We start from the raw sequence: 23,079 nt of genomic DNA on the forward strand, positions 1-23,079 counted from the left end.
GGGTTTATTGTGACAAGGCGTGTTTACCAAGTTATCTTTTTAGCCAGCATTATTGGCTTTACAATTTTATTTGCCAAAGAAATTAAAGGGGTGAGCAACCTCTTTCCACACGTTGATAAAGTGGCGCATTTTGGTATTTTCTTTGTACTGGCCATGGTGATGGACAAAGCCTTTAAATTGCCACTTATGGTGCAAATTTTACTGTTAGCCGGATATGGTGCAGCCATAGAATTTATGCAAGATATGCTGCCTTATCGTCAAGCTTCGGTTGGGGATTTTGTCGCTGATTTTATCGGTGCAGTTAGCTACTTTATCATTAAACTTGGTTTTCATTTAGGTAGTAAACAACGTAATGGCTAACATTTTAATTGTTGGCGACGGTGCGATTGGCTTATTGTTTAGCCATTTTTTATCTGCACAACATGACATTACATTACTGACCCGTAAGCCAACCCTGACCACGCGTTTTTATCAAGCGAGTAATGGTAAATCACACCCGATTAAAGCTCGCCTTATACATCACAAAGAGCTAAGCCAATCCGCCCCCTTTGACTTGGTGTTAATAACAGTAAAAGCATTCCAGGTGCAAACAGCCTTTGGGCAAGTAAAGCCTTATCTCAGTAAAACATGCCAAGTCGTTATTTCTCATAATGGCATGGGTAATGTTGATGAGCTGAATGCTCAGCTTTTAAAAACGCAAGGGTTGGCGTTTTTAACAACGCGTTTAGCTGGTTTTAAAACAACGCCTTATAGTGTGAGCCATACAGGTGATGGTGAAAGTGTGCTAGGTGCATGTAATGCGGCTGCATGTGAAAACCTCGGTGAACTTAAGCAGCAGTTTAGTTACTTACCACACTTTTCTGTGAGTGATGATATTCACTCATTGCGATGGCAGAAACTGTTAGTGAATATTGCTATTAACCCGTTAACAGCGATTCATAACGTAAAAAATGGCCAGCTACGTGCACCGCAATTTAGCACGCGTATTATTAATTTACTTAATGAGGCGTGCCTGGTAGCCAAAAAACAGGGGGTTAAGATAAAACTCAGCGAGGCGCTGGATCAAGCCTATTCTGTGATGACAGCCACCGCTGAAAACTTTTCTTCTATGCAGCAAGACATCAGCCATAATCGAGAATCTGAAATTGATGCAATTTGTGGTTATGTGTGCGAGCAAGGTGCTAAGTTAGGGATAAAAACCCCCTATAATCAAGCTATGCTGAGCATGATAAAAATAAAAAGTTAATGGGCTGCTAGTTACTTGGGGAAAGATTAAAGAATAAAGCTACAAGGGGAAAGGAGAAAGAGTAAAGTTACTTGCTTCTCGTTTCTCGTTTCTCGGAATGATTTCAGGCATTAAAAAAGCGCGAACATGTCGCGCTTTTCTCACTATCCCTTACGGGCGATACACTTTGACGTTGCTAAAGCCTTCTTCGTGCAAGATCAGCGCTTGTAGCTGGCTCATCACACCTTTAGCACAATATAAGTAATATTCTTTATCTTTTGGTAAGTCACCAAATTTAGTCGCTAAGCGGAAGAAAGGTAAATGTACAACTTCAATACCTTCAAGCTCTAATGGGTTTGCGTCTTCTTCTTCAGGTGAGCGAATATCAACAACAACTGCCCCTTCAGGTAAATCAGATACAGACTCTGCTTCTTTCACTTCTTCTTTTGCTTCGGTGTCGATATCGCGAATATCCATCACACGCGCATTTTCAACAACTGTATTTAGCACGTCGAAATCAAACTTAGCCTCTTCGGCAAGAATAGTTTTGATTTTAGCTTTAACCGTTGGCTTTTTAGAAATCACACCACAGTATTCTGGCATGCTTTCTGCCATCTCAGCCGTGCCGATTTGACGCGCAATATTGATAATATCTTGCTTGTCGTGTTGGATTAACGGGCGAATGATTAAAGTTTCCGTCACACGGTCAATCACACTCAGATTAGCCAGTGTTTGGCTTGATACCTGACCAATACTTTCGCCTGTTACCAGTGCTTGTACACCTAGTTTTTCTGCAACTTGGCTACCGGCACGCATCATCATTCGCTTAAGCACAACACCCATTTGGCTGTTTTCAACGTTCTCTAAGATTTCTGCTACAACAGGCTCAAAATCAACAGTAACAAACTTCACTTTATGAGTAGAGCTGAACTGTTTCCAGATATAATAACTCGCCTGCTTAACACCGATTTCGTGCGCAGCACCACCTAAGTTAAAGAACAAGAAGTGAGTACGTGCACCTTTACGGATCATTTGATAGCTAGCAACACCAGAGTCAAAACCGCCCGACATAAGCGATAATACATCTTCTTGTGTTGGCAACGGGAAGCCCGCCATACCTAAGTGAGTTTGAGTAACAATGTATGCTTTATCATCACGCACTTCTAAGCGAACAGTTACTTCTGGGTGAGATAATTTAACGCGCGCACCTTCAACATGCTGGTTTAAACCACCACCTACGTAGCGCTCTACATCGCTCGATGTGAAATCATGCTTACCAGAACGCTTACAACGTACACAGAAAGTTTTGCCCGCAATCGTATGGCCAATTAGCTCAAGTGCTTTTTGATAAATATCGTCGATTGAGTCGAAGTCTGTTTCTGTTACTTCAATAAACTGTACGATACCTGGAATGCGTTTTAAGCCATCGATAATATCTAAGCGAACTTGCTCAGAGTCTAGCAAGCTAACAACAGAGATATTGTCCCAGTTGTTTCTTACCTGAACTTTTTCGTCAACACGACGCAAAACGATCTTAATGTTATTTTCTAATAACTTGGTAAAACGCTTACGAACAGATTTACTCTTGATCGCGATTTCAGGGTGTAATTTGACGATAAATTTAAGCATAGTTCACTCTTAGACTGTGGATTTCACACGCCCCAAGGTATAGCAACCTCAAGGGCGCGCGATTATAACAAAAATTATAGCGTCTAGGAAATAAACTGCTTTGCGGGATTATTGTTCGCTTTGCTCTGTTTCAGCAAGGGCTAAATACTTTGCCCTTAATTGATTTACTTGCTCTAAGTGTTGCTCGGTGCAATGGGCTTTTAATAGCAGCAATACCTTTAAAATACCGTTATAAATATCAGCTCTGGCAAGTTCGCCGCTTAAGCGGCGAGCTTTGATGTAAGGTGTCCAAAAGCTCACTGTCATTTTAAGCATATGCGCAAGCTCTGTGACATCTTCGTCTTCAATGCAGATGATACCGCCTTCACGTAATGCAAAAAGTACCTCTTTTACTTGTTCCAAAAGCTCAGCTTGAAACGCAATGTAGCCTTTTTTCAGCTCTTCATCACGAGATAAAATATCGCCTAAGTTGTCGTAGAAAAACTGAAAACGCCACATAAGTTCAAATAGCGAATCAAGATAGCCCGCTAGGTTTTCTAGTGCATCATCGTCAGGAGTCAGTGGCTTAAAGTGGGTATGTAAATGGTCGCTATACAAAGCAAATATGTGGCGAATAATATCTTCTTTATTTTTAAAGTGATAATACAAGTTACCTGGGCTTATCCCCATATGCGAAGCGATATGGTTAGTTGTTATGGCACGCTCACCGTGGCGATTAAATAATTCGATGCTGGTGTGTATGATCTTGTCCTTTGTGCTCATAGCCTATTTACTCTGTTTTTTATGATTATTACGGTCCCCAGCCGAGCAGTATAAACAAATGCGCGACAATTAAATACTACCTTGAAAAATATTAACCTCAATCGGCTTAGTACCTTATATAGGTGAAGGTTCCTAATCCGATACGCGTATTTTCTAAGCTGCATAGTCGAGAAAACACTGTTAATATAGCAAGCAAATTTATAAATCGCTGATAGTTATGAACGTTACTGCAATCTATCCGGGCACTTTCGACCCACTTACAAATGGCCATACAGACTTAATTCATCGTGCGGCAAAAATGTTCGATAAAGTGATTGTTGCCATTGCGCATAATCCTAGTAAACAACCTTGTTTTACCCTTGATGAGCGCGTTGAGCTTGCTAATAAAATTTTGGCGCACCTTGATAACGTGAATGTAATTGGTTTTTCTGGCTTATTGGCTGATTTAGCTCGCGACCATAAAGCCGAAGTACTTATTCGCGGTATTCGTGCTGTGTCTGACTTTGACTATGAATTTCAGTTAGCTAATATGAATCGTCGTCTAAACCCTGATCTAGAAAGTGTATTTTTAACACCAGCAGAAAAGAATTCGTTTATATCATCAACTCTAGTTAAAGAAGTTGCACGCCACAATGGCGATGTGAGCGAGTTTGTTGACCCTATTGTAGCCAAAGCCTTACAGGATAAAATTCACGGATGAAATTAAAAAAGTTCATTAGCTTAACTGCATTACTAATGATCTCTGCGCCAAGTGTTGCTGGGCCATGGATAGAAAGCGACGACCCACTGCTTCGCGCTTCAATCGAAATGCTATTTAACCAAGGCATTATTAAACAGCCTATTAATAGCTACCCATTAATGTGGCAAGGTATCGCACGGGACCTAGACGTTGCCAATACCAGCCAACTTGATGAGCAAAGCTTATTTGCGTATCAGCATGTAAAACATGCTCTTGATAATGCAAAGCAAAAAACTAGCTCAGGTATTCGCCTAAACTACAACAGCGAGCCACTGTCTCAGCAAGGGTTTGGTAAACGCCACCAGCAAGAAAGCGGTGTAAATAGTTATGGTTCAATCACAGGGAAGCGTGTTAGCGCTAAAGTCAGTGTAAATTACGCCGATGATGCCCTTGATAAGCAGCATGTTACTTACCAAGACAGCTATTTAGCCGTACTCTTGGGAAATTGGTCACTTAGTGCAGAGCAAGTAAGTCATTGGTGGGGGCCAAGTAACGATAACGCCCTACTACTATCAAATAATGCGGCGCCAATGAAAGGCGTTCGCTTTACCAGAGCAAATACACAATATGTAGGCCCAAGTTGGTTATCATTTATCGGTAACTGGCAGTTAACGGGTATCTACGCCAAACAAAAGCCATATCTAAATAGCTCAGATGACGGTAACTTTTGGGCGCTCCGATTTGCAAGTACGCCATTAACAGGCCTTGAAATAGCAATTAACAGTGCAGGCTCTGATTATTTAACTAACTTAGAAATTGACCCTGTTACACTCGAAAGCAGTGAATCAACACACCGTTTAACTAGCTTAGATGTTAAGTACTCAACCTCTTTAGCGGCGCAACCTGTGGCATTTTATGCTGAAGTAATGGGTCGAAATGAAAGAGGTTTAGCACCGAGTGAGCCATTTTATACGCTGGGTGTTGAAAGCTATTTTGGCTCGAAAGAAAGTCTATTAAAAAGCTACTTTGAATACTCCAATACAGAGCAAACTTGTGAGCAAATTAGTGATTGCGTATATGGCTCTGGTAGCTATACACAACGCTCACGTTTAATTGGCAGCTCAACACCACAACAAAGTAAATCGGCTATCCTAGGCGCCTATTACCATACTCTAAACGGTTATGGTGGCCATGCTAAGCTTCGTTGGATTGAAAGCGAAGCAGCGCAAGCTGAGCTCGCATCAGATATGAGTCAGCTGCAGTTAGAACTCGGTTATCAACAATCTGTCTTTAATGGTCTGTGGAAAGTGACGGGGCTTATTTCAAAAGATGAAATAGGCGATGAGTCAGCAACAAACACAGCCCTTAGAACCAGTTGGGAATTCCGTTTCTAACTAATGAGGTCAAGCTGGTTCAGCTTGGCCTCGAACTCGCCTATAAAGCTTCACAAGCCCTAGAAAATCTTTATTACTGAAAAGGGCGATGAGCATCATTGCATCCACAATATTGACTGTAACCGTATAAAAGCCCCATAACCACCACTCTTCTGTATTCTCAAGTATATTAATATCTATATACATACTGATAAAAAGAGAACAGTTAATTAATAAACCTAATATTACATAGAGTTTTGCAGGGTAACTATAGATCGATTTATCCTTAGTTATCAGCAGTATTGCACCAATACAAGTTAGATCTAGAACTGTCCAAACTACATAGGCAGTTGCATAACTCATCGACTCAATCTGAAAAGTAGCTGAGGTTAGTGGATCTGAGGCTAAATAAGACAAAAACATTGTTAGCGAAATCCACATTAAAGTTTTGTCACCATTGGGCACGATTGACTTACTAACCATGTTATATAGGAAAGCCATCAGAAAGCCCCACATAATAAATGTTGCTAGATAAGCACTTACATACTTGTGAAACTCAGCCAAAGCTCTTAACCTTTTCGTTTGAAAAAATTCTCCCTACTACATGATGAAGCTTTAGAAAATCCTTATTAAAAAGCAGTACGAGAATCATAATTACATCAATGGTATTTACGCCAAATGAGTACAAGGTCCAAAGAAACCACTCTGACTTGTTTTCGTAAATAAAAATATCTATGTATATCGATAACATTAGAATTGAGTTGAGAATAAGTCCTAAAAGGATGTATGTTGTTCCGAAAAAGTTTGCTACCTTGGCACAGTACATCCAATATAAGACCACTGCTATAGTTAGTAAGTCAAAGTAAAACCAGTTCAGATAACTATAAATAGAGAGCTTAACGAAGCCACTGATGAAGTATGAAATCATCATAATAAAAGATAAAACAAGAACTCTACTATCTGTTTTATTAATATTAACCGCTAAGTTAAATAAAAAGGCCATCAAGAAGCCCCACTCGATGAAGGCCCCTAATAAGTCCCCCAAAAAAGCATCTATATACATAATTTAAGCTTGAGGGTGGGCAACCTTGTGTTTAAGTAAGCTTGAAAGACATGCCTTAAGTTTAACTAAACCTAAGAAGTCTCTATCGACTATCAGTGCTACTATCATCACAAAATCTGCGATGTTTACTCCAAAAGAGTATATATCCCAAAGAATCCAAGGCTCTTTTGTGTATTTGACATAAATATCGTAGTAGATAGCAAGGAACAATACTGTATTAACTAACAACCCTGTACAAACGTAATAAAAAGCTGTCGGTTTTTGGTCTTTTATAAATTTAGCAAAAAGAAGAATTAAAGAGAGTGTCACTAAATCCCAGACAGCCCAGTGAAGGTAAGTTTCTGTTGTTGAGAACCAAGAAAAGAAAGAATCACTTGAAAAGTAAGAGATAAACATTATAAAAGAAGAAAATAATAAAATTAGATTTTTCTTCGGAGTAGCTGTATATAAAAAGATATTAAAGAAAAAAGCCATCATGAAGCCCCAAACCACTAGGGCTCCTAATGATAAACCGAAATGATCTGTCAAAAACATCGACTATCCATTTTTATTGTGGCCTTTTATCTGGATCAATAATGATACCACCGCCACGTTGAATCTCTACACCACCTGATAAAGACAGCGCTTCTTTTGATAAAGTTACTGTATCAGATTGCAGGGTTTTATTACTAGTAGTTTGTTCCAAAGCAGGCTTTGTTTGTTGCATTTGGCTATAAGCTTGCATTTGCAATTGGCTATTGTTTGAAACTTGCATAAGTTAATTCCTTTAAGTTAATTGTTTTTTCAGTGTAGCTTACAATAGCTTGTAAGCTGAGTTAAGCGCTCTCATTTTTTTGACGCTTTTTTATACTTCATCGCGGCGTTGCCACCGCATTGATAATAAAAGCAATTAACGATCCAACTTTTACAAAAGTTGATCATTTTGATCATAAAAGTCAGTAAATCTAAATTTCAGACATAAAAAAACGCACAGGGGTAACCGTGCGTTTTTCCTATCCAGGGAAAATTAAACCACGTGTTTACACGGGATCACCGCGCTATTACTTGGCTTTAAAATATATTCCATTGCCACTTCATCGCAATTATCTTTACGAAGGCAAAGCTCACAATCTTTGATCACTTTTTCTGGCAAACTGTCTTTGCTACAAAAGCTGAAACCTTGGCTTGCAAAAAATTCTGGCACTCTTGTCAGAACAATTACCCGACTAAGCGCCAAGCTTTTGGCTTTTTTAAGCAGATATTCAACAAGTTGACGCCCCTGCCCGGCAATTCGTGATTCGGGGTCCACCCCAAGCGAGCGAATTTCAGCAAGACCAGTGTCGTAAATATACAGCGAGGCACAGCCAGCAACTTGGTTTTCAACTTCCGTGACAGCAAACTCATTAATTGAGTGAATCATGTCGCTCTTAGCCCGTGGTAGGTTTTCACCTACCGTAGCCCAATGCTGAATTAGCTTAGCAATAGACTCAACATCATTTAAGGTTGCGTCACGTACCGCTATTTGCTGTTTTTTTTTGCGTATTTGATGGCACTTGTTACTTGCTCAAGAGAGGTGCCACCCAGAGCTTGTCTTGCTTTAATACAGGCGTCTATTTCTAATACAGGATATACATCTGATTCGAAAATGCTATGCACTGACTTAAATTGCTCTAAACTTAAATCTTCTAAGTTATTCCCTTGTGCAATAGCCATTTGCACGAGCGTACCAACAATGTGATGACCTTCCCTAAATGGAATACCTTTAGCCACTAAATAATCAGCAAGTTCAGTCGCATTTGAGTGACCACCTTTTGCAGCTGCTAATGTTTTATCTGCATTAACTTTAATGCCTTTGATACACGCTTGCGCCATATGAATACATGCCAGCCAAGTTGGCATCGCATCAAATAAGCCCTCTTTGTCCTCTTGCATATCTTTATTGTAAGCAAGCGGCAGGGCTTTTAATGTCATCATCATGGCACTGAATGCGCCAAAAACGCGGCCCGTTTTACCACGAATTAACTCTAGTGCGTCTGGGTTTTTCTTTTGCGGCATTAGTGAAGAGCCTGATGTTACCCCATCAGAAAGCTCAATAAAGCCCGCTTCACCCGAGTTATAGAAAATTAAATCTTCAGCCATGCGCGATAAGTGGATCATCGAAATCGATGCACAGCTTAATAGCTCAACCACAAAATCACGATCTGATACAGCATCAAGGCTATTGCGTGTGGCACCGGTAAAGCCTAACCCTTCGGCAAGCATTTGCCTATCAATTGGGTACGCAGTACCGGCTAATGCACCGCTACCAAGTGGGCAATAGTTCATACGGTTTTTGGCATCGCTTAAACGGCTCTCATCACGCTCAAGCATTTCAACATAAGCCATACACCAATGACTAAATAACACAGGTTGTGCACGCTGTAAGTGTGTGTAACCCGGTAAAATAGTGCCAAGCTCACGCTCAGCTAAGGCAATAAACTCACCTTTCAGCTCTGCGATTGCTTCAAGAATATGCTCAGCTGTATCACGACACCATAAACGGAAATCTGTTGCTACTTGGTCATTACGGCTACGACCAGTGTGTAACTTTTTAGCAAGGTCACCCACTTTATCAATCAGTGCTGATTCAACATAAGAATGAATATCTTCATGCCCTGCTACAGCCACTGCTTGTGGGTTCGCTTTAACCTCATCTAACAGCTTATTAAGTGCCGCAACTAAGTCATCGTATTCTTGCTGATTTAAAACGTTTACTTGTTTTAACGCTCCAGCCCATGCAACTGAACCAATAATGTCTTGCTCTGCAAGTTGATAATCAAAAGGAAGTGAATCGTTGAATTGTTTAAACGCTTCATCTGGACCCGTAGAAAAACGTCCGCCCCATAGTGCCATTGAACTGTCTCCAAATTCGGCTATTGCCCTGCAATGCAGGGCAATAATTAAATTACTTTTTCGTTAGTGCTGAGATTCTGCTTGAAAGCGAGAATAAACGAATGAAGCCTTCTGCATGAGATTGGTCATATACATCATCTTCGCCGAAGGTTGCGAAATCTTCGCTGTATAAGCTATTCGGTGATTTTTTCTGTACCGCAGTGACTTGGCCTTTATAAAGCTTAAGCACTACTTCACCCGTTGCTAACTTAGACAGTGATTCAGCACCTGCAAGAATCGAGTCTTTTAATGGTGTAAACCAACGACCATCATAGACTAAATGAGAGAACTCACCACCAAGCACTTCTTTCCATTTACGGCTTGATTTATCTAGCACTAACTCGTCAATCGCTTGAAGAGCAGCCATGATCACAGTGCCTCCTGGTGTTTCATAACAGCCACGCGACTTCATACCCACTAAACGGTTTTCTACGATATCAACACGACCCACACCATGCGGCGCAGCAATGTCATTTAATTTAACTAAGCAGTCATATGGTTTTAATGACTCACCGTTAACAGCAACCACTTCACCTTCAACAACGTTTAATGTTACATATTCTGCTTCATTAGGTGCTTGCTCAGGCGAGTTAGTCCACGTCCATACTTGATCACTTGGTTGGCACCATGGATCTTCAAGCTCACCACCTTCGTGAGAAATGTGCCAAGCATTAGCATCACGGCTATAAATTTTTGTAGCTGACGCAGAACACGGAATATTACGCTCAGCTAAGTAATCAAGTAATGATTCACGGCTTGATAAGTCCCACTCACGCCACGGTGCAATCACTTTTAGATCAGGTGCAAGGGCTGCGAAACATGACTCAAAACGCACCTGATCGTTACCTTTACCAGTACAACCATGTGAAAGCGCATCAGCGCCTACTTTACGGGCAATTTCAACCTGCGCTTTAGCAATGATTGGACGCGCCATAGATGTACCTAGTAAATAAGTACCTTCGTAAATAGAACCCGTTTTTAAAGTTGGGTAAATATAGTCACTGACCATTTCGTCTTTTAAGTCTACGATATGGCATTCCGACGCACCTGAAGCAATGGCTTTTTCTTCAACGCCTTCAAGCTCTTCTGCGCCTTGGCCTACATCAGCGACAAACGCGATTACTTCACAGCCGTAGTTTTCTTTTAACCATGGCACGATTGCCGATGTATCAAGACCACCAGAATAGGCTAATACGACTTTTTTAATTGAACTCATTGGTGTTCCTTAAACAAAATTTGGATTTAATAATGTGACAAGTAGAGCGTTTTGCGCGTGCATACGATTCTCTGCTTGTTGAATAATTTTTGATGCTGGACCATCCATTACCTCAGAGGTAATTTCAAACTCACGATGCGCTGGCTGACAGTGAAGTACAGTCTGCGCACCGGTTTTCTCTAATAGGGCTTGGTTAAGCTGATAAGGCATATATTTAGCTTTTACCTGCTCAAGCGGTGTTTTATCACCCATTGAAACCCAGGTATCAGCATAGACTGCATTTGCGCCAACTGCCGCCTCAATTCTGTCACTCACCATAACAGACGCACCATTCATTGCTGCAATTTGCTCTGCTTGCTTAAGAATTTGCGAATCTGGCGAGCTACCTTTAGGACAAACTGCAACAAAATCAGTACCTAAAGTGGCTGCTAATAGCATTAGAGAGTGTGTGACGTTGTTACCTTCACCTAAGTAAGCAAGCTTTAGTTTGCTAACATCGCCATGCACTTCTTGCAGCGTTAAAAAGTCAGCAAGTGCTTGGCATGGGTGATATAAATCACATAGGCTATTAACAACAGGCACCGATGAATATTCAGCAAGTGTGGTCAGTGTTTTGTGCGCATTCACGCGAGCAACAATGCCATCAGCCCAAGTTGAGATATTAAGAGCAAAATCTTTAACCGATTCACGAGCGCCCATGGCACCATTTTGTGAATCTAAATAAACTGCGTGACCACCCAGTTTATTAATACCAATATCAAATGATAAACGAGTACGTAAACTTGGCTTTTCAAACAAGGTAACCACTGATTTGCCCGCTAATGCTTGGCTGAAGTCTGTTGGGTTTGCTTTAATTTTTTGCGCTAAGTTTAGTAATTTAAGTGCGCCTTTTTGGTCTAATTCAAGACCATTTAAGAAATTTTTTAACATGAAATACCTATGGTGTAATTTTCGTTCCTACATGCTCGCCTTTTAATAAAGCGACTAAGTTCTCTGGCTTCAGCCAGCTTGAGATATACACACCACGTCGTAAATGTTGGGCAGCAAGAAGGCTGGTCTTTACTTTGACCTCCATCCCGCCCTGAATAACTCCTTCAAGGATAAGTGTTTCGATTTGCTGCGTATTAAGTTGATGTAGTGGCTGCTTATTGGCATCAAGCACAGCCTCTACATCTGTCATAAAAATAAGTTCTGCATTAAGCTCTTTAGCGATAGCCGCTGCAGCTTCATCTGCATTGACGTTGTACCATTGGCCATCTTCCCCAAAACCAATAGAGCTCACTAGAGGTAAACGACCTTGTTCAAGCATGCTAGGTAGCACGCTGTCACAACTACCTGAGCACTGACCTACTTGCGCCAATACTTTAAGTTTTTCAGATACCAGTACACCCGCTTCATAAAGGCTTAAACCAACAGGTTTGTGGCCAGCGCTGATTGCTTGGCTCATCAATTGTTTATTGGCACAACCGGCAAGAGCACCAACAATATATGGCATTTGCTCATTTGGGCTGATACGTAAACCTTGATGTTTTGCAGTTACAAAGCCGGCGTCTTTAAGCCAAGCATCAACCAAGGCACCACCACCATGAACAATAACAAAGTTATCTTGTTCAGAGGCTAAAACATCAAAAAGCGCTTTTGCGGCATCTGCGCTATTTAACACAGCACCACCGACTTTAATGATCCAAGTTTTCATTACAGCGCTCCTACCAAACCAGTGTGGTGAGGTTCACCCATGGCTAAATTAATACACTGTAATGCTTGCCCAGCTGCGCCTTTTAGAAGGTTATCAATCGCTGACATAACGATGAGTTGCTCACCTTTTTGCTGCCATGCAATATCAACAAATGGTTGTTTAGCGACGCCTTTAATGCTTGGAATTTTATTGCCAAGTAAACGAATTAACGGCTCGTTAGCTAACACTTGATACGCCGCGCTCACTTGCTCTACTGTTACGCCTGGTTTTAATTGCACATAAATAGTTTCTAAGATTCCGCGAGGGAAATTACCTAAATGTGGGGTGAATAACACAGGGTGACCAAGGTGCTGCTCAATCTCAGGTGTGTGTCTGTGGTTAAACAAGCCATAAGGAGCAAGTGACACTTCGCAAAAGTGCGTGTTAACACTGGCTTTTCTGCCAGCGCCTGTAACACCTGACACCGCATTAACAATAATGGCTTGATCAGCTAATAGCCCTGCTTCTTTAAGTGGTTTTAAAGAATTAAGAGCCGCTGTTGGGTAACAACCCGCGACAGCTACAAGGTTCGCTTTACTAATTGCATCGCTATTCCATTCGGCTAAACCATACGCTGCTTGCTCTAAAAGCGTAGGGTGTTCATGTGCGAAACCGTAATAAGTCAGGTAATCCTCATTCCCAGCTAAACGGAAACCACCAGATAGGTCGAATACTTTTTTACCCATGGCTAAAAATTTCGGAGCAAGATCAACACTGACCTTGTGATCAGTACACAGGCATACATAGTCAGCATTGCTTTCGATATCTTGGAAAGCCTCAGCTGTTAGAGGTTGTAGTGGATACTCTAACAATCCAAGGTGCTCAGGGTATAAATCGCTTAATAATTTGCCTTTATCTAAACTCCCTTCAGACACATAACATGCTTGTAGGGTCAGTTTGGGGTGCTTAGCAACTAAACTTGCTAGCTCTGCGCCGCTATAACCACTTGCGCCAATAATCACTACATTCATTGCTTACTTTTACCTATTAAATCTGTTTATCGATACGCCTAAAATTACTCGCTCAATTGCGAATAAAAACACTGTCTAAAGTAATCAAATCAGGTTATCGTCGTTTCGTGTTCATCGTACAGCTTTGCTAATATTTATGCTCAAAAAGTGAATTGATATTCATCATAAATACTTTTATATTGTTATGCAATTAGATTGAATAATTATTTTTGGATTTTTTTATGTCGCTACCCTCTTTTATATCTATGTATCAGCAGCTAATTGCTGCCCCTTCAATTAGTGCGATTGAAGATTCTTTGTGCATGAGCAATAAAGGGGTAATTACCTTGCTCGCAGACTGGTGCGAAAGCCTGGGTTTTACATGTGAAATAACAGAGCTTGAAAACGGCAAAGGCCGTTACAACTTATTAGCTAAACGCGGTAAAGGAGATGGCGGTTTAATGCTTGCAGGTCATACTGATACTGTGCCATTTGATGATAGCCGCTGGAACTACGATCCATTTAAACTCAGCGAGCATGACAATAAACTTTATGGCTTAGGTAGTATTGATATGAAAGGCTTTTTTGCCTTTGTACTACAGGCTATCAGCGAGCTTGATGAAACTAAACAAACAGAGCCACTATTAATCCTAGCCACAGCCGATGAAGAAACCACAATGGCAGGTGCGCAACAAATTTGCCGTCACCCAGACTTAAAACCAGCGCGCTGTATTATTGGTGAGCCAACAGATATGACACCAGTATTTACTCATAAAGGTCATATGAGTACAGCGATCCGCGTAATTGGTCGCTCAGGCCATAGCTCTGATCCTGAACGTGGTTTAAACGCCATCGAAGTCATGCATAAAATGATTACAAAACTGTTAATCATCAAAGAAGAATTAAAGAATAAATATTCAGTCGAGCACTTTGAAATTCCGTACCCAACCTTGAACCTTGGCCATATTCATGGTGGTGACAATGCCAACCGCATTTGTGGCTGCTGTGAAATGCACATTGATATGCGGCCTTTACCTGGTTTAAGTGTGCAAGAACTACAAGCCATTTTGCTAACTGCTGCAGAAGAGATTAATGCCCAATACCCAAATGCAGTGAGCGTTATCGACATACATGAACCTATCCCAGCATTTAGTGGTAGCACTGATACAGCACTTGTAAAGCTGGCCGAAAAAATCTCAGGTCAACCCGCTGTCGCTGTAAACTATTGTACAGAAGCCCCTTTTATTCAACAGCTTGGCTGCGAAACCATCGTCATGGGGCCCGGCTCAATTAACCAAGCCCACCAGCCAGATGAGTTTTTGGCGATGGAAAAAATTAAACCATCACAAGCGATTATCAGTAACATGATTAAAGCAAGCTGCTTTAGTGAATAACGGGAGCATCACGCTCCCTTTGTTAATCCATATACTTACTTAAATATTTTTTAAATACCGGGTCAGTTTTCGCCAGCTCTTTTTGCTCCGCTAAAATATCTTTTAGAATTGCTTTAGAGGTTAACGGGTTGGCTAATACAACACGAAAAACCACGGTGGGCTGATGGTCATATTTTGCAGGAGTTAAACGTGTACGCGATACAAAAGAGCGACCCGCTTCACGCTGACGCTTTTGCATGCTTGCAGTAAAGCGATTCAACGAAGCGTAAATATCTAATTTAGTTTCTTCGTCAGCTTCTTTCAGTTTCGCTTGGATTTCTTTTGGTACGTAACGATAGGTTAATAGGCAAAGTTCAGGCTCTGAGATTAATTCAAAATCTTCATCCTGCTTGATCATATCGGCGAAAGTGCGCGCTTTCACGATACTGCGATCAATTAGCATCTCGTAGCCTTTACGGCCAATAACACGTAAGCAAGCATGCACTAACATTGCCATACCTGGGCGGCTGCCCTCAAGGGTATGACTGCCTAAATCTTTTGAGCCTTTACGAAGAATATATTCCGCATGATGCTCAATAGCATCCGTCGCTGCAGGGTCTTTAAATAACACCAGACCCGCTCCCATTGGCACATACATTTGTTTGTGAGCATCAATGGTAATTGAATCAGCGCGCTCAATACCGCTCAATAGGTGGCGGTAATTTGAAGAAAGTAAGGTTGCACCGCCCCATGCAGCGTCAACATGAAAATGACAACCTAGTTCTTCGCTTAAATCAGCCATTTCATTGAGTGGATCTATGCTGCCCGTTTCAGTCGTACCAGCAACACCCACAAGTGCCATTACCTTAATGCCAGACGCTTCAAGCTCATGGGCCTTTTTACGCATCGCATCGACATCGACTTTATTATTTTCGCCGGTTGCAATTGCGACAATGTTATCGCGACCAATACCTAGTAGATCAACGGTTTTACCTAATGAGTAATGGCCTCGCTCAGAAACAAGCACAGCTAAGCCTTTGTAACCATAGTGCAGCATTCCCGCGATTAAACCCTGTGCAGCAATGCCTTTATAGTCACCATCGGCTTTTAATAAACGGTTGCGGGCAATCCATAAGGCGGTAATGTTAGCGACAGTGCCACCTGAACAGAATGCACCTAATGACGTTTTCGCACTGTGCATCCATTTGCTATAAAAGCTGTCGTCTTCACCATAAGCAAGGTGATGCATCATGCCCAAAACTTGTCTTTCAAGTGGCGTAAATGCCTTTGAAGTTTCAATTTTTACTAGGTTTTGGTTTAGACCGACCATTAATTTAGAAAGCGGTAACACAAAATGCGGTAACGCTGAGGTCATGTGACCAATAAAGCTTGGTGCAGCAGTGTGCACTGAATGAGCAACCAACTGCTCCATAATATCTTGAGCATAATCAGAAACAAAGGTTGGCTCTTCTGGGATAGTGGCCGTTTGAAAGTCTTTTTCAATTTCGTGCAAAGGCTTTTCAATTGCAGCTATATTCTCATTTAAGAACCCAGCTAAGTTGCTAGAAATTTCAGATTCGATTTTACTTAATGTCGAGTCTGGTGCTTCTGGCACCGTAAAAATACGAATCAAGCTTTCTTTAGAGGCGACGGCACAACGCTTTTGATCCATCCTAATACCCATAATTAGCAGCTAAAAATGCACCTGATGATGGGACATCTTGGTGAACACTTTTGCGGCACTGTTGCTACGAAATTGGCTAACTTTACTGGAATATCACGAAAATGTCTCGCATAAAGCTAAAAAGGCATAATTTCGATGACAAAAAAATGATTTATTGATGAAATTTGCGGTCAAATTATACTATCAGAGAAGTATTTTTTAAGTATAATCAAACGATAACCGCAAAGGGAACGTTTATGCCCAAAGGAATGCAAAAAACTAGCTGGCTGCTATATGGTTTCGCCGTTTTTTTTATTAGTTTATTTGGCTATATCTATTATACCTATGAAACCACACGTAGTGAGATCATGGCAAATATCGATAGCAAATTGCTAAATGCCGCGGTCAGTGTCAAGCATATCCTAGGTGATGACTACCATAATACAGTCAATGCTGGTCTACCTATTTCCAGTTCTACCTACAAAGAAAAGAGTCTTGCCCTTTCAGAGTACGCAAAGCAAATGCAACTTGCTTATGTGTATGCAATGGTCCTTCGCGATGACAAAGTCTACTTTAGCGCCTCAAGTTACACTCAAAAAGATCAAAACACTGGTCGTGTCACACAGTTTTTAGATGCCTACCCCGAAGCGACAGAACTTAACAAAGAGGCCTTTTATTCGACCGAACCCGTTTTTGAAATATCGCAGGATCAATGGGGGTATTTTAAAAGTATCTTTGTTACTTTTGTCGATGATAATGGCCAAACTTATATAACTGGCGCAGACATTACTATAAGTGACTTAAACCAGCAGCTTCAGCAAAGCGTTACAAGGGCGATGGTTACCAGTAGCTTTTTCTTCTTTATTGCATTACTTATAGCAGGATTATATTTTTTACAGCTTAAACGCTCGCTATCAACAGACGCACGCACTGGCTTTGCTAATCATGTTGCCCTTGAATATCACATAAAGAAAACGACCAAACACCGTATGGAATTGGCGATTATCATCATCAACGAGCTTGAAGACATCAGCAGTTTTTATGGCAGTGAAGTGAGTGATAAAGTGATGGCTAACATACTTAGGTACTTTCAATCACGTATACCTCGTGATGGCGGTATTTACCGTTTAACAACCAATAAAATCGCATTATTACGTACTCATACTGATGAGCATAATATCAACGAAGTAATAAACGCTTTTAACAATGCGATCCCAGCACTCAAAGAACCGTTTATTTATGTCAGCTTATCCGCAGGTGTCGCTACAGGTAATAAATTATTACTGATAGAAAACGCCCACATAGCACTTCAGCAGGCCAAATTAAACAACCAGCGTTTAATACGCTATGAAAATGTTTTTAAACAAGTTGAAGAACAATTTAAAAGTAACGTTTTCCTTGCTAAAGAAGTCAAAGAAGCCTTCGATAACAATCGCATAGTGCCTTATTTTCAAGCAATTTATAACAACCAAAGTAAGGCCGTAGATCATTATCAATGCCTTGCCAGAATGGTAAGTTCAACTGGTCGAATTCACGCACCTGATTACTTTATGATGGTACTAAAGCGCTCACGCATGGATGGCCCCTTGAGACGTACTATATTTACTCGTTGTATTGAGCAATTTAGGAAAACCAATGTACGCTGGAGTATCAACATTACAGCACAGGATATCCTTGACCCAAGCTTGAGCGAGTTTTTTGAATTACAGCTAAGGCGTTATCCACAACCCCATAATATTATCTTTCAATTCCATGAACGCGATGCGATTGCTTACTTTGGTGAAATAAAAACCTTTATTAGCACTTTAAAGAATAAAGGTGCTCAGGTTTTTATTAATGAATTTGGCGCAGGCTTTTCAAACTTGCCTCACATTAGGAAGCTTGAGATCGATGGCTTGAAATTAGATAAAGGGTTGGTAAGCCAAATTCATACTAGTAAAGATAACTATCTGTTTATTGAAAACTTGGTGAAATACGCTCAGCAACTCAAATTAGATGTAATCGCTGAGCAAGTTGATAACGAGCAAATAGCAGACGCACTAGCTCGCGCGGGTGTGACTTTAATGCAAGGGAGTCACTTTGCACCGCCAACTCCCTATATTCATTAAAGGTTGATCACCAAGCGGTGGCTTTGTTGACCACTGGCCCAGTACTTTCGTTCGAATGGAGTAATGGCAATATCACTCTCATATAGTTCAACATCGCACTTATGCCCAGCAAGCTCTAATGAGCGGGCAAACTCTTTAACGTATATATCCCAATTGCTTCTGAGCTCTAAGCGACCGCCTAATTTAACGATAAACGGAAATATAGCAGCGCCATGCCATCGTCTTTGCAAGTGCTTGGCTTTTGGCCAAGGATTTGGATACAGCAGATAGTGATGGCTTGGCTGCCAGTTTGCAGCCACCGCCAAGCGCCAAAAATCGTTTAAATCAGCTTGCACTAAAATGTACTGCCCCGCATCCGTTTGCTTGTACTCGATATCATGCTTATCTAGACGATGTGATGATTTATCAATACCAATCACTAACGCATCTGGGTGGCGCTTTGCTAAGTTTGCGGTGCTTTCACCCACACCACAACAGGAATCAAGAATAATAGGCCCTGCAAACGCTTGCACCTTTTCGTTTACCTGATCAAAAGCTGATTGCGTATGCTCTGCAATCGGCTTTTTAAATTCAGCACTTAAGTGCTTTAAAACAATTTCGTCTAGCTTTTCATGTAAGCCAGGTTGATTCGATACAATACTTCTCGAATTTGCATCCGTCATTAGTGTCTAAGCCCCACACCACGTTTAATAAGGGTTAATGCTAAGGTAAATAACCCCACAATAAATAAACCAAGTACACCAAATGCTACCGATAAGTCGACATCAGACACACCTAAGAAGCCATATCTAAATGCATTTACCATATAAATAATTGGGTTTACTTGCGATACGCCTTGCCAAAATTCTGGCAACAAGGTGATAGAGTAAAACACCCCACCGAGATAAGTCAGCGGCGTTAAAATAAAGGTCGGGATAATACTAATATCATCAAAGCTATTAGCATAAATAGCATTGATAAGTCCGCCTAATGCAAACACAGCCGACGTTAAAATAACCGTAGCCATAATCACAAAAATATTATGAATTTGAATATCAACAAATAGCAAAGAGACACAGGTAACAATTAAACCAACCAGCATGCCTCGTGTCATACCACCGCCCATGTAGCCAAGTACAATGATGTAGTTTGGCACTGGTGCAACTAAGAGCTCTTCAATGCTTTTTTGAAATTTAGTCGAATAAAAACTCGAGGCAACATTCGAGTAAGAGTTGGTGATCACCGACATCATAATCAGACCCGGGACAATAAACTCCATATAAGTAAAGCCACCCATATCACCGATACGAGAACCAATCAGATTACCAAAAATCACAAAATACAGGCTCATCGTGATTGCCGGCGGAACTAAGGTTTGCACCCAAATACGTAAAAAGCGAATACACTCTTTGATCCAAATACTTTTTAGCGCTACTCCATATTTAAACATTATTCGCCTCGCCCTTGTTCTAATAACCCTACAAACAGCTCTTCTAAACGGTTTGCTTTATTTCGCATACTCAGCACTGTGTTACCTTGCTCGCTCAAGGCACTAAATACTTGGTTTAAGCCCTGAGACTTCGCCACTTCAACTTCTAAAGTGTGGTCGTCAGTCAGTGTGTATTTGTAACAGTCGATGCTAATTGGCTGCACAGGTTGCTTTAAATCCAGTACAAAGGTTTCTTTATCAAGCTTGGCAAGTAACGCTTTAATGGTGGTGTTTTCAACAATCACACCGCTGTCGATAATCGCGATGTTTTTACATAACAGCTCAGCCTCTTCAAGGTAATGGGTAGTCAAGATGATGGTCACACCTTGCTTATTTATCTCGCGAAGAAAATCCCACATAGAGCGGCGTAGCTCAATATCAACACCGGCTGTTGGTTCATCTAAAATAAGCAATTTAGGTTCATGCATCAGTGCACGAGCAATCATTAAACGACGCTTCATACCACCTGAAAGGGTGCGCGCTTGTTTATCTTTTTTCTCAAATAAGCCTAGCTGCTTTAAGTATTTTTCAGCACGCTCATGCGCCAGCTTTCTTGGTACACCGTAATAGCCTGCTTGGTTCACCAAAATTTGATTTAGTGTTTCAAACTGACTGAAATTAAATTCTTGCGGTACTAAGCCAAGTTCTGACTTAGCTGCTTCAAGGTCTGTATCAATGTCGTGACCAAATACCTGTACTCGACCGGCACTTTTATTCACTAACGATGAGATAACACCAATAGTGGTTGATTTACCTGCCCCGTTTGGTCCAAGTAAGGCAAAGAAGTCGCCTTGCTGAACTTGTAAATCAATGCCTTTTACGGCTTCAACACCATTTTTATAAACCTTTTTTAGGCCTTCAATATTTAATGCGATCGTTTTTTCGCTCACTGTTTGCCCTCTCCATAACCCCAACGTTTCGTCAAAGTATGTTCAATGTTTAAATGATCTAAAATTCGCGCCACCATAAAATCAACCAAATCGGAAATCTGCTCTGGTTGATGATAAAAGCCCGGTGCCGCAGGCATAATAGTTACGCCTAGTCGTGCTAGCTTCAGCATGTTTTCAAGGTGGATTTCGCTAAATGGCGTTTCACGCGGGACTAAAATCAGCTGCCCACGCTCTTTAATGACCACGTCAGCGGCGCGTTCGAGTAAGTTATCTGATGCCCCGACCGCAATTGCAGATACTGAACCTGCACTACACGGGCATACCACCATTTTTTTCGGCGCAGCAGAGCCAGATGCAACAGGGCTAAACCAGTTGTCTTTACCAAATACTTTAAGTTGCTCAGGAGCGGCATTAAAAAGTGTACTCAGTTGCTCTGTCGCTTTGTCTTCATTACCCGAAAGTTTGATATTCGATTCTGTATCAAAGACCACTCTTGCCGCACTTGAAATCAATACATACACCTGAAACTGCTGTTCAAGTAATACTTCTAATAACCTTAAGCCATAAGGAGCCCCAGAGGCACCGCTAAAAGCTAACGTTATTTTATCTTTAAATTGCATACAGTTAAGCTCCGTATACTGGTTAGTTTTGTTCAAGAGCAGTGATTAAACGCTGATGAATACCTTCAAAACCACCATTACTCATAATTAAAATATGTTGTGACGGCGCACTGTTGCCAACAACCTGAGTAATGATTTCCTCAGTGCTTTTCATGCAATGCATACCTGCTTTGTCTGCATATTCTTTCAGCGACCAGCTTAAATTTTCTGGCTCAAATAAATACACATCATCTGCTGCATCGAGTGAATCAATTAAGGTTTGTTGATGCACGCCCATTTTCATAGTGTTTGAACGAGGCTCTAAAATAGCAACTATCTTATCAGTGCCTACTTTTGCACGTAGCCCTGCTAAGGTCGTTTTAATTGCCGTTGGATGATGGGCAAAGTCGTCATACACTTTTATTGAGTTAATGTCGGCTTTCAGCTCCATACGACGCTTAGGAGAGATAAACTCAGCTAAGCCTGCAATACTGACTGATACCGCGATGCCTACGTGTCTGGCTGCTGCAATGGCCATTATGGCATTTTTGACATTGTGCTCGCCCATGGCTTGCCAGCTGACAACACCTTGTACTTGTGAATCTAGTAGCACTTCAAATTCACTACCATCAGCTTTAAGTAAGCGGTAATCCCAATCACCTAACAGTGTTTCGCTTTCGCTCCAAAGGCCACGTTCAATCACATCTTGTAGTGCTTCGTCTTGGCTTGGCCAAATTACTTTGCCACTACAGGGTAATGTACGCATCAAATGATGAAATTGTTTCTTTATCGCGTTTAAATCTTCAAAAATATCAGCATGATCAAATTCAAGATTATTCAGAATTAAGGTACGCGGTAAGTAGTGTACAAATTTACTGCGTTTATCGAAAAACGCCGTGTCGTATTCGTCGGCTTCAATAACAAAAAATGGTGTTTCGCCAACACGAGCAGACACACCAAAGTTTTGCACGATACCACCAATCAAAAAGCCCGGTGTCATTCCAGCGTATTCAAGTAACCATGCTAGCATACTAGCTGTGGTTGTTTTGCCGTGTGTCCCTGCTACAGCCAACACCCACGAATTTTGCAGTAAATTATGCTTTAACCATTCTGGGCCAGATGTATAAGGTAAGCCTTTATCAAGTACGTACTCAACGCAAGGATTGCCCCGACTCATAGCATTACCAATTACCACCATATCTGGCGCAGGTTCTAGTTGGGCAACGTCATATCCTTGAGTGAGCTTTATACCTAGCTCTTCTAATTGTGTGCTCATCGGCGGGTACACATTTTGATCAGAGCCTGTCACTGTGTGACCTAACGATTTAGCGATTGCGGCAATACCACCCATAAAGGTGCCACAAATTCCAAGAATATGAATATGCATCTACTGTCCTGAGCAAAATGAATAAGAGATAAGTAAGGCGCTATAATGC

General features: G+C 41.2%; 21 protein-coding genes and 1 pseudogene. 6 read left to right on the top strand and 16 right to left on the bottom strand.

Annotated features, from left to right (window positions below):
* Positions 1-9: 9 nt before the first annotated feature.
* Together NO991_RS08990 and NO991_RS08995 are read left to right on the top strand one after the other, a co-directional pair.
* Positions 10-360 (top strand): VanZ family protein, encoded by a 351-nt coding sequence (locus NO991_RS08990; protein ID WP_055021578.1) that lies wholly within the window; start codon positions 10-12, stop codon positions 358-360.
* Positions 353-1,246 carry a ketopantoate reductase family protein gene (locus NO991_RS08995; protein ID WP_371351947.1) on the top strand — a complete coding sequence of 298 codons (894 nt, stop codon included), beginning with the start codon at positions 353-355 and terminating at the stop codon, positions 1,244-1,246. Before NO991_RS08990 ends, NO991_RS08995 begins: the two co-directional genes overlap by 8 nt.
* 150 nt (positions 1,247-1,396) lie before the next feature.
* Here the strand turns inward: NO991_RS08995 and thiI are convergent, their stop codons facing one another.
* Both thiI and NO991_RS09005 read right to left on the bottom strand, forming a co-directional pair.
* Positions 1,397-2,854, bottom strand: coding sequence for a tRNA uracil 4-sulfurtransferase ThiI (gene thiI / locus NO991_RS09000; protein ID WP_054551101.1), 1,458 nt, complete (start codon positions 2,852-2,854; stop codon positions 1,397-1,399).
* Between the two features lie 108 nt (positions 2,855-2,962).
* Entirely contained in the window at positions 2,963-3,616 is a 654-nt protein-coding gene (locus tag NO991_RS09005) for a TetR/AcrR family transcriptional regulator (protein WP_138619258.1), read from the bottom strand.
* 217 nt (positions 3,617-3,833) lie between these two features.
* On the opposite strand from NO991_RS09005, the gene coaD reads away from it, so the two are divergent.
* Together coaD and NO991_RS09015 are read left to right on the top strand one after the other, a co-directional pair.
* The gene (coaD, locus tag NO991_RS09010; RefSeq protein ID WP_209327177.1) at positions 3,834-4,316 is read left to right on the top strand and encodes a pantetheine-phosphate adenylyltransferase; all 483 of its coding nucleotides are present in this window, start codon (positions 3,834-3,836) and stop codon (positions 4,314-4,316) included.
* Positions 4,313-5,689, top strand: coding sequence for a capsule assembly Wzi family protein (locus NO991_RS09015; protein WP_371351948.1), 1,377 nt, complete (start codon positions 4,313-4,315; stop codon positions 5,687-5,689). Before coaD ends, NO991_RS09015 begins: the two co-directional genes overlap by 4 nt.
* Positions 5,690-5,698: 9 nt before the next feature.
* On the opposite strand, the gene NO991_RS09020 is transcribed toward NO991_RS09015, so the two are convergent.
* From NO991_RS09020 to argC, 8 genes and pseudogenes are all read right to left on the bottom strand, one after another.
* Positions 5,699-6,232, bottom strand: a complete 534-nt coding sequence (locus NO991_RS09020; RefSeq protein ID WP_300360579.1) for a hypothetical protein — start codon at positions 6,230-6,232, stop codon at positions 5,699-5,701.
* Positions 6,233-6,734: 502 nt separating this feature from the next.
* Positions 6,735-7,265 carry a hypothetical protein gene (locus NO991_RS09025; protein ID WP_300360577.1) on the bottom strand — a complete coding sequence of 177 codons (531 nt, stop codon included), beginning with the start codon at positions 7,263-7,265 and terminating at the stop codon, positions 6,735-6,737.
* 13 nt (positions 7,266-7,278) lie between these two features.
* Positions 7,279-7,485, bottom strand: a complete 207-nt coding sequence (locus NO991_RS09030) for a hypothetical protein (protein ID WP_209327181.1) — start codon at positions 7,483-7,485, stop codon at positions 7,279-7,281.
* Between the two features lie 252 nt (positions 7,486-7,737).
* Positions 7,738-9,602 (bottom strand): annotated as a pseudogene (gene argH, locus NO991_RS09035) (argininosuccinate lyase).
* A 52-nt stretch (positions 9,603-9,654) separates the two neighbouring features.
* Complete coding sequence (locus tag NO991_RS09040) at positions 9,655-10,857, bottom strand: argininosuccinate synthase (protein WP_054551091.1); 1,203 nt, start codon at positions 10,855-10,857, stop codon at positions 9,655-9,657.
* A gap of 9 nt (positions 10,858-10,866) precedes the next feature.
* A complete protein-coding gene (locus NO991_RS09045) occupies positions 10,867-11,787 on the bottom strand; it encodes an ornithine carbamoyltransferase (protein ID WP_054560941.1) in 921 nt (306 codons plus the stop codon).
* 7 nt (positions 11,788-11,794) lie between these two features.
* Positions 11,795-12,553, bottom strand: coding sequence for an acetylglutamate kinase (gene argB, locus NO991_RS09050; protein WP_138599667.1), 759 nt, complete (start codon positions 12,551-12,553; stop codon positions 11,795-11,797).
* Positions 12,553-13,563 (bottom strand): N-acetyl-gamma-glutamyl-phosphate reductase, encoded by a 1,011-nt coding sequence (gene argC, locus NO991_RS09055; RefSeq protein WP_300360570.1) that lies wholly within the window; start codon positions 13,561-13,563, stop codon positions 12,553-12,555. Before argC ends, argB begins: the two co-directional genes overlap by 1 nt.
* A gap of 221 nt (positions 13,564-13,784) precedes the next feature.
* On the opposite strand from argC, the gene argE reads away from it, so the two are divergent.
* Positions 13,785-14,936: an acetylornithine deacetylase gene (argE, locus tag NO991_RS09060; protein ID WP_371351949.1), complete on the top strand. Its 1,152-nt coding sequence runs from the start codon at positions 13,785-13,787 to the stop codon at positions 14,934-14,936.
* A 22-nt stretch (positions 14,937-14,958) separates the two neighbouring features.
* Here the strand turns inward: argE and panP are convergent, their stop codons facing one another.
* Positions 14,959-16,587 (bottom strand): pyridoxal-dependent aspartate 1-decarboxylase PanP, encoded by a 1,629-nt coding sequence (panP, locus tag NO991_RS09065; protein WP_300360567.1) that lies wholly within the window; start codon positions 16,585-16,587, stop codon positions 14,959-14,961.
* 248 nt (positions 16,588-16,835) lie between these two features.
* Here panP and NO991_RS09070 point away from each other — a divergent pair, with 248 nt between their 5' ends.
* On the top strand, positions 16,836-18,686 hold the full coding sequence (locus NO991_RS09070) for an EAL domain-containing protein (RefSeq protein ID WP_300360565.1): 1,851 nt from the start codon (positions 16,836-16,838) through the stop codon (positions 18,684-18,686).
* Here the strand turns inward: NO991_RS09070 and NO991_RS09075 are convergent.
* Genes NO991_RS09075 through mpl form a run of 5 tightly spaced genes read right to left on the bottom strand, consistent with a single transcriptional unit; the run spans position 18,683 to position 23,030 of the window.
* Positions 18,683-19,348, bottom strand: a complete 666-nt coding sequence (locus NO991_RS09075; RefSeq protein ID WP_199529447.1) for a tRNA (guanosine(46)-N(7))-methyltransferase TrmB — start codon at positions 19,346-19,348, stop codon at positions 18,683-18,685. The two genes, NO991_RS09070 and NO991_RS09075, sit on opposite strands and share 4 nt — an antisense overlap.
* Complete coding sequence (locus tag NO991_RS09080) at positions 19,348-20,115, bottom strand: ABC transporter permease (protein ID WP_054551083.1); 768 nt, start codon at positions 20,113-20,115, stop codon at positions 19,348-19,350. The genes NO991_RS09075 and NO991_RS09080 overlap by 1 nt, the downstream gene beginning before the upstream one ends.
* Positions 20,115-21,044 carry an ABC transporter ATP-binding protein gene (locus NO991_RS09085; RefSeq protein ID WP_371351950.1) on the bottom strand — a complete coding sequence of 310 codons (930 nt, stop codon included), beginning with the start codon at positions 21,042-21,044 and terminating at the stop codon, positions 20,115-20,117. The genes NO991_RS09080 and NO991_RS09085 overlap by 1 nt, the downstream gene beginning before the upstream one ends.
* Positions 21,041-21,664, bottom strand: coding sequence for a flavin prenyltransferase UbiX (locus NO991_RS09090; protein WP_054551081.1), 624 nt, complete (start codon positions 21,662-21,664; stop codon positions 21,041-21,043). Before NO991_RS09090 ends, NO991_RS09085 begins: the two co-directional genes overlap by 4 nt.
* A 22-nt stretch (positions 21,665-21,686) precedes the next feature.
* Complete coding sequence (gene mpl / locus NO991_RS09095) at positions 21,687-23,030, bottom strand: UDP-N-acetylmuramate:L-alanyl-gamma-D-glutamyl-meso-diaminopimelate ligase (protein WP_054551080.1); 1,344 nt, start codon at positions 23,028-23,030, stop codon at positions 21,687-21,689.
* Positions 23,031-23,079 lie beyond the last annotated feature (49 nt).

This window comes from Pseudoalteromonas sp. DY56-GL22, assembly GCF_041414715.1.
Taxonomy (GTDB): domain Bacteria; phylum Pseudomonadota; class Gammaproteobacteria; order Enterobacterales; family Alteromonadaceae; genus Pseudoalteromonas; species Pseudoalteromonas simplex.

Coding starts and splice junctions, on each gene's coding strand:
- NO991_RS09080 (WP_054551083.1), bottom strand. CDS start 20,115: ATGTTTAAATATGGAGTAGCGCTAAAAAGTATTTGGATCAAAGAGTGT.
- argC (WP_300360570.1), bottom strand. CDS start 13,563: ATGAATGTAGTGATTATTGGCGCAAGTGGTTATAGCGGCGCAGAGCTA.
- NO991_RS09015 (WP_371351948.1), top strand. CDS start 4,313: ATGAAATTAAAAAAGTTCATTAGCTTAACTGCATTACTAATGATCTCT.
- NO991_RS09005 (WP_138619258.1), bottom strand. CDS start 3,616: ATGAGCACAAAGGACAAGATCATACACACCAGCATCGAATTATTTAAT.
- mpl (WP_054551080.1), bottom strand. CDS start 23,030: ATGCATATTCATATTCTTGGAATTTGTGGCACCTTTATGGGTGGTATT.
- coaD (WP_209327177.1), top strand. CDS start 3,834: ATGAACGTTACTGCAATCTATCCGGGCACTTTCGACCCACTTACAAAT.
- NO991_RS09025 (WP_300360577.1), bottom strand. CDS start 7,265: ATGTTTTTGACAGATCATTTCGGTTTATCATTAGGAGCCCTAGTGGTT.
- NO991_RS09040 (WP_054551091.1), bottom strand. CDS start 10,857: ATGAGTTCAATTAAAAAAGTCGTATTAGCCTATTCTGGTGGTCTTGAT.
- argB (WP_138599667.1), bottom strand. CDS start 12,553: ATGAAAACTTGGATCATTAAAGTCGGTGGTGCTGTGTTAAATAGCGCA.
- NO991_RS09045 (WP_054560941.1), bottom strand. CDS start 11,787: ATGTTAAAAAATTTCTTAAATGGTCTTGAATTAGACCAAAAAGGCGCA.
- NO991_RS09090 (WP_054551081.1), bottom strand. CDS start 21,664: ATGCAATTTAAAGATAAAATAACGTTAGCTTTTAGCGGTGCCTCTGGG.
- NO991_RS09070 (WP_300360565.1), top strand. CDS start 16,836: ATGCCCAAAGGAATGCAAAAAACTAGCTGGCTGCTATATGGTTTCGCC.
- NO991_RS09075 (WP_199529447.1), bottom strand. CDS start 19,348: ATGACGGATGCAAATTCGAGAAGTATTGTATCGAATCAACCTGGCTTA.
- argE (WP_371351949.1), top strand. CDS start 13,785: ATGTCGCTACCCTCTTTTATATCTATGTATCAGCAGCTAATTGCTGCC.
- NO991_RS08995 (WP_371351947.1), top strand. CDS start 353: ATGGCTAACATTTTAATTGTTGGCGACGGTGCGATTGGCTTATTGTTT.
- NO991_RS09030 (WP_209327181.1), bottom strand. CDS start 7,485: ATGCAAGTTTCAAACAATAGCCAATTGCAAATGCAAGCTTATAGCCAA.
- panP (WP_300360567.1), bottom strand. CDS start 16,587: ATGGATCAAAAGCGTTGTGCCGTCGCCTCTAAAGAAAGCTTGATTCGT.
- thiI (WP_054551101.1), bottom strand. CDS start 2,854: ATGCTTAAATTTATCGTCAAATTACACCCTGAAATCGCGATCAAGAGT.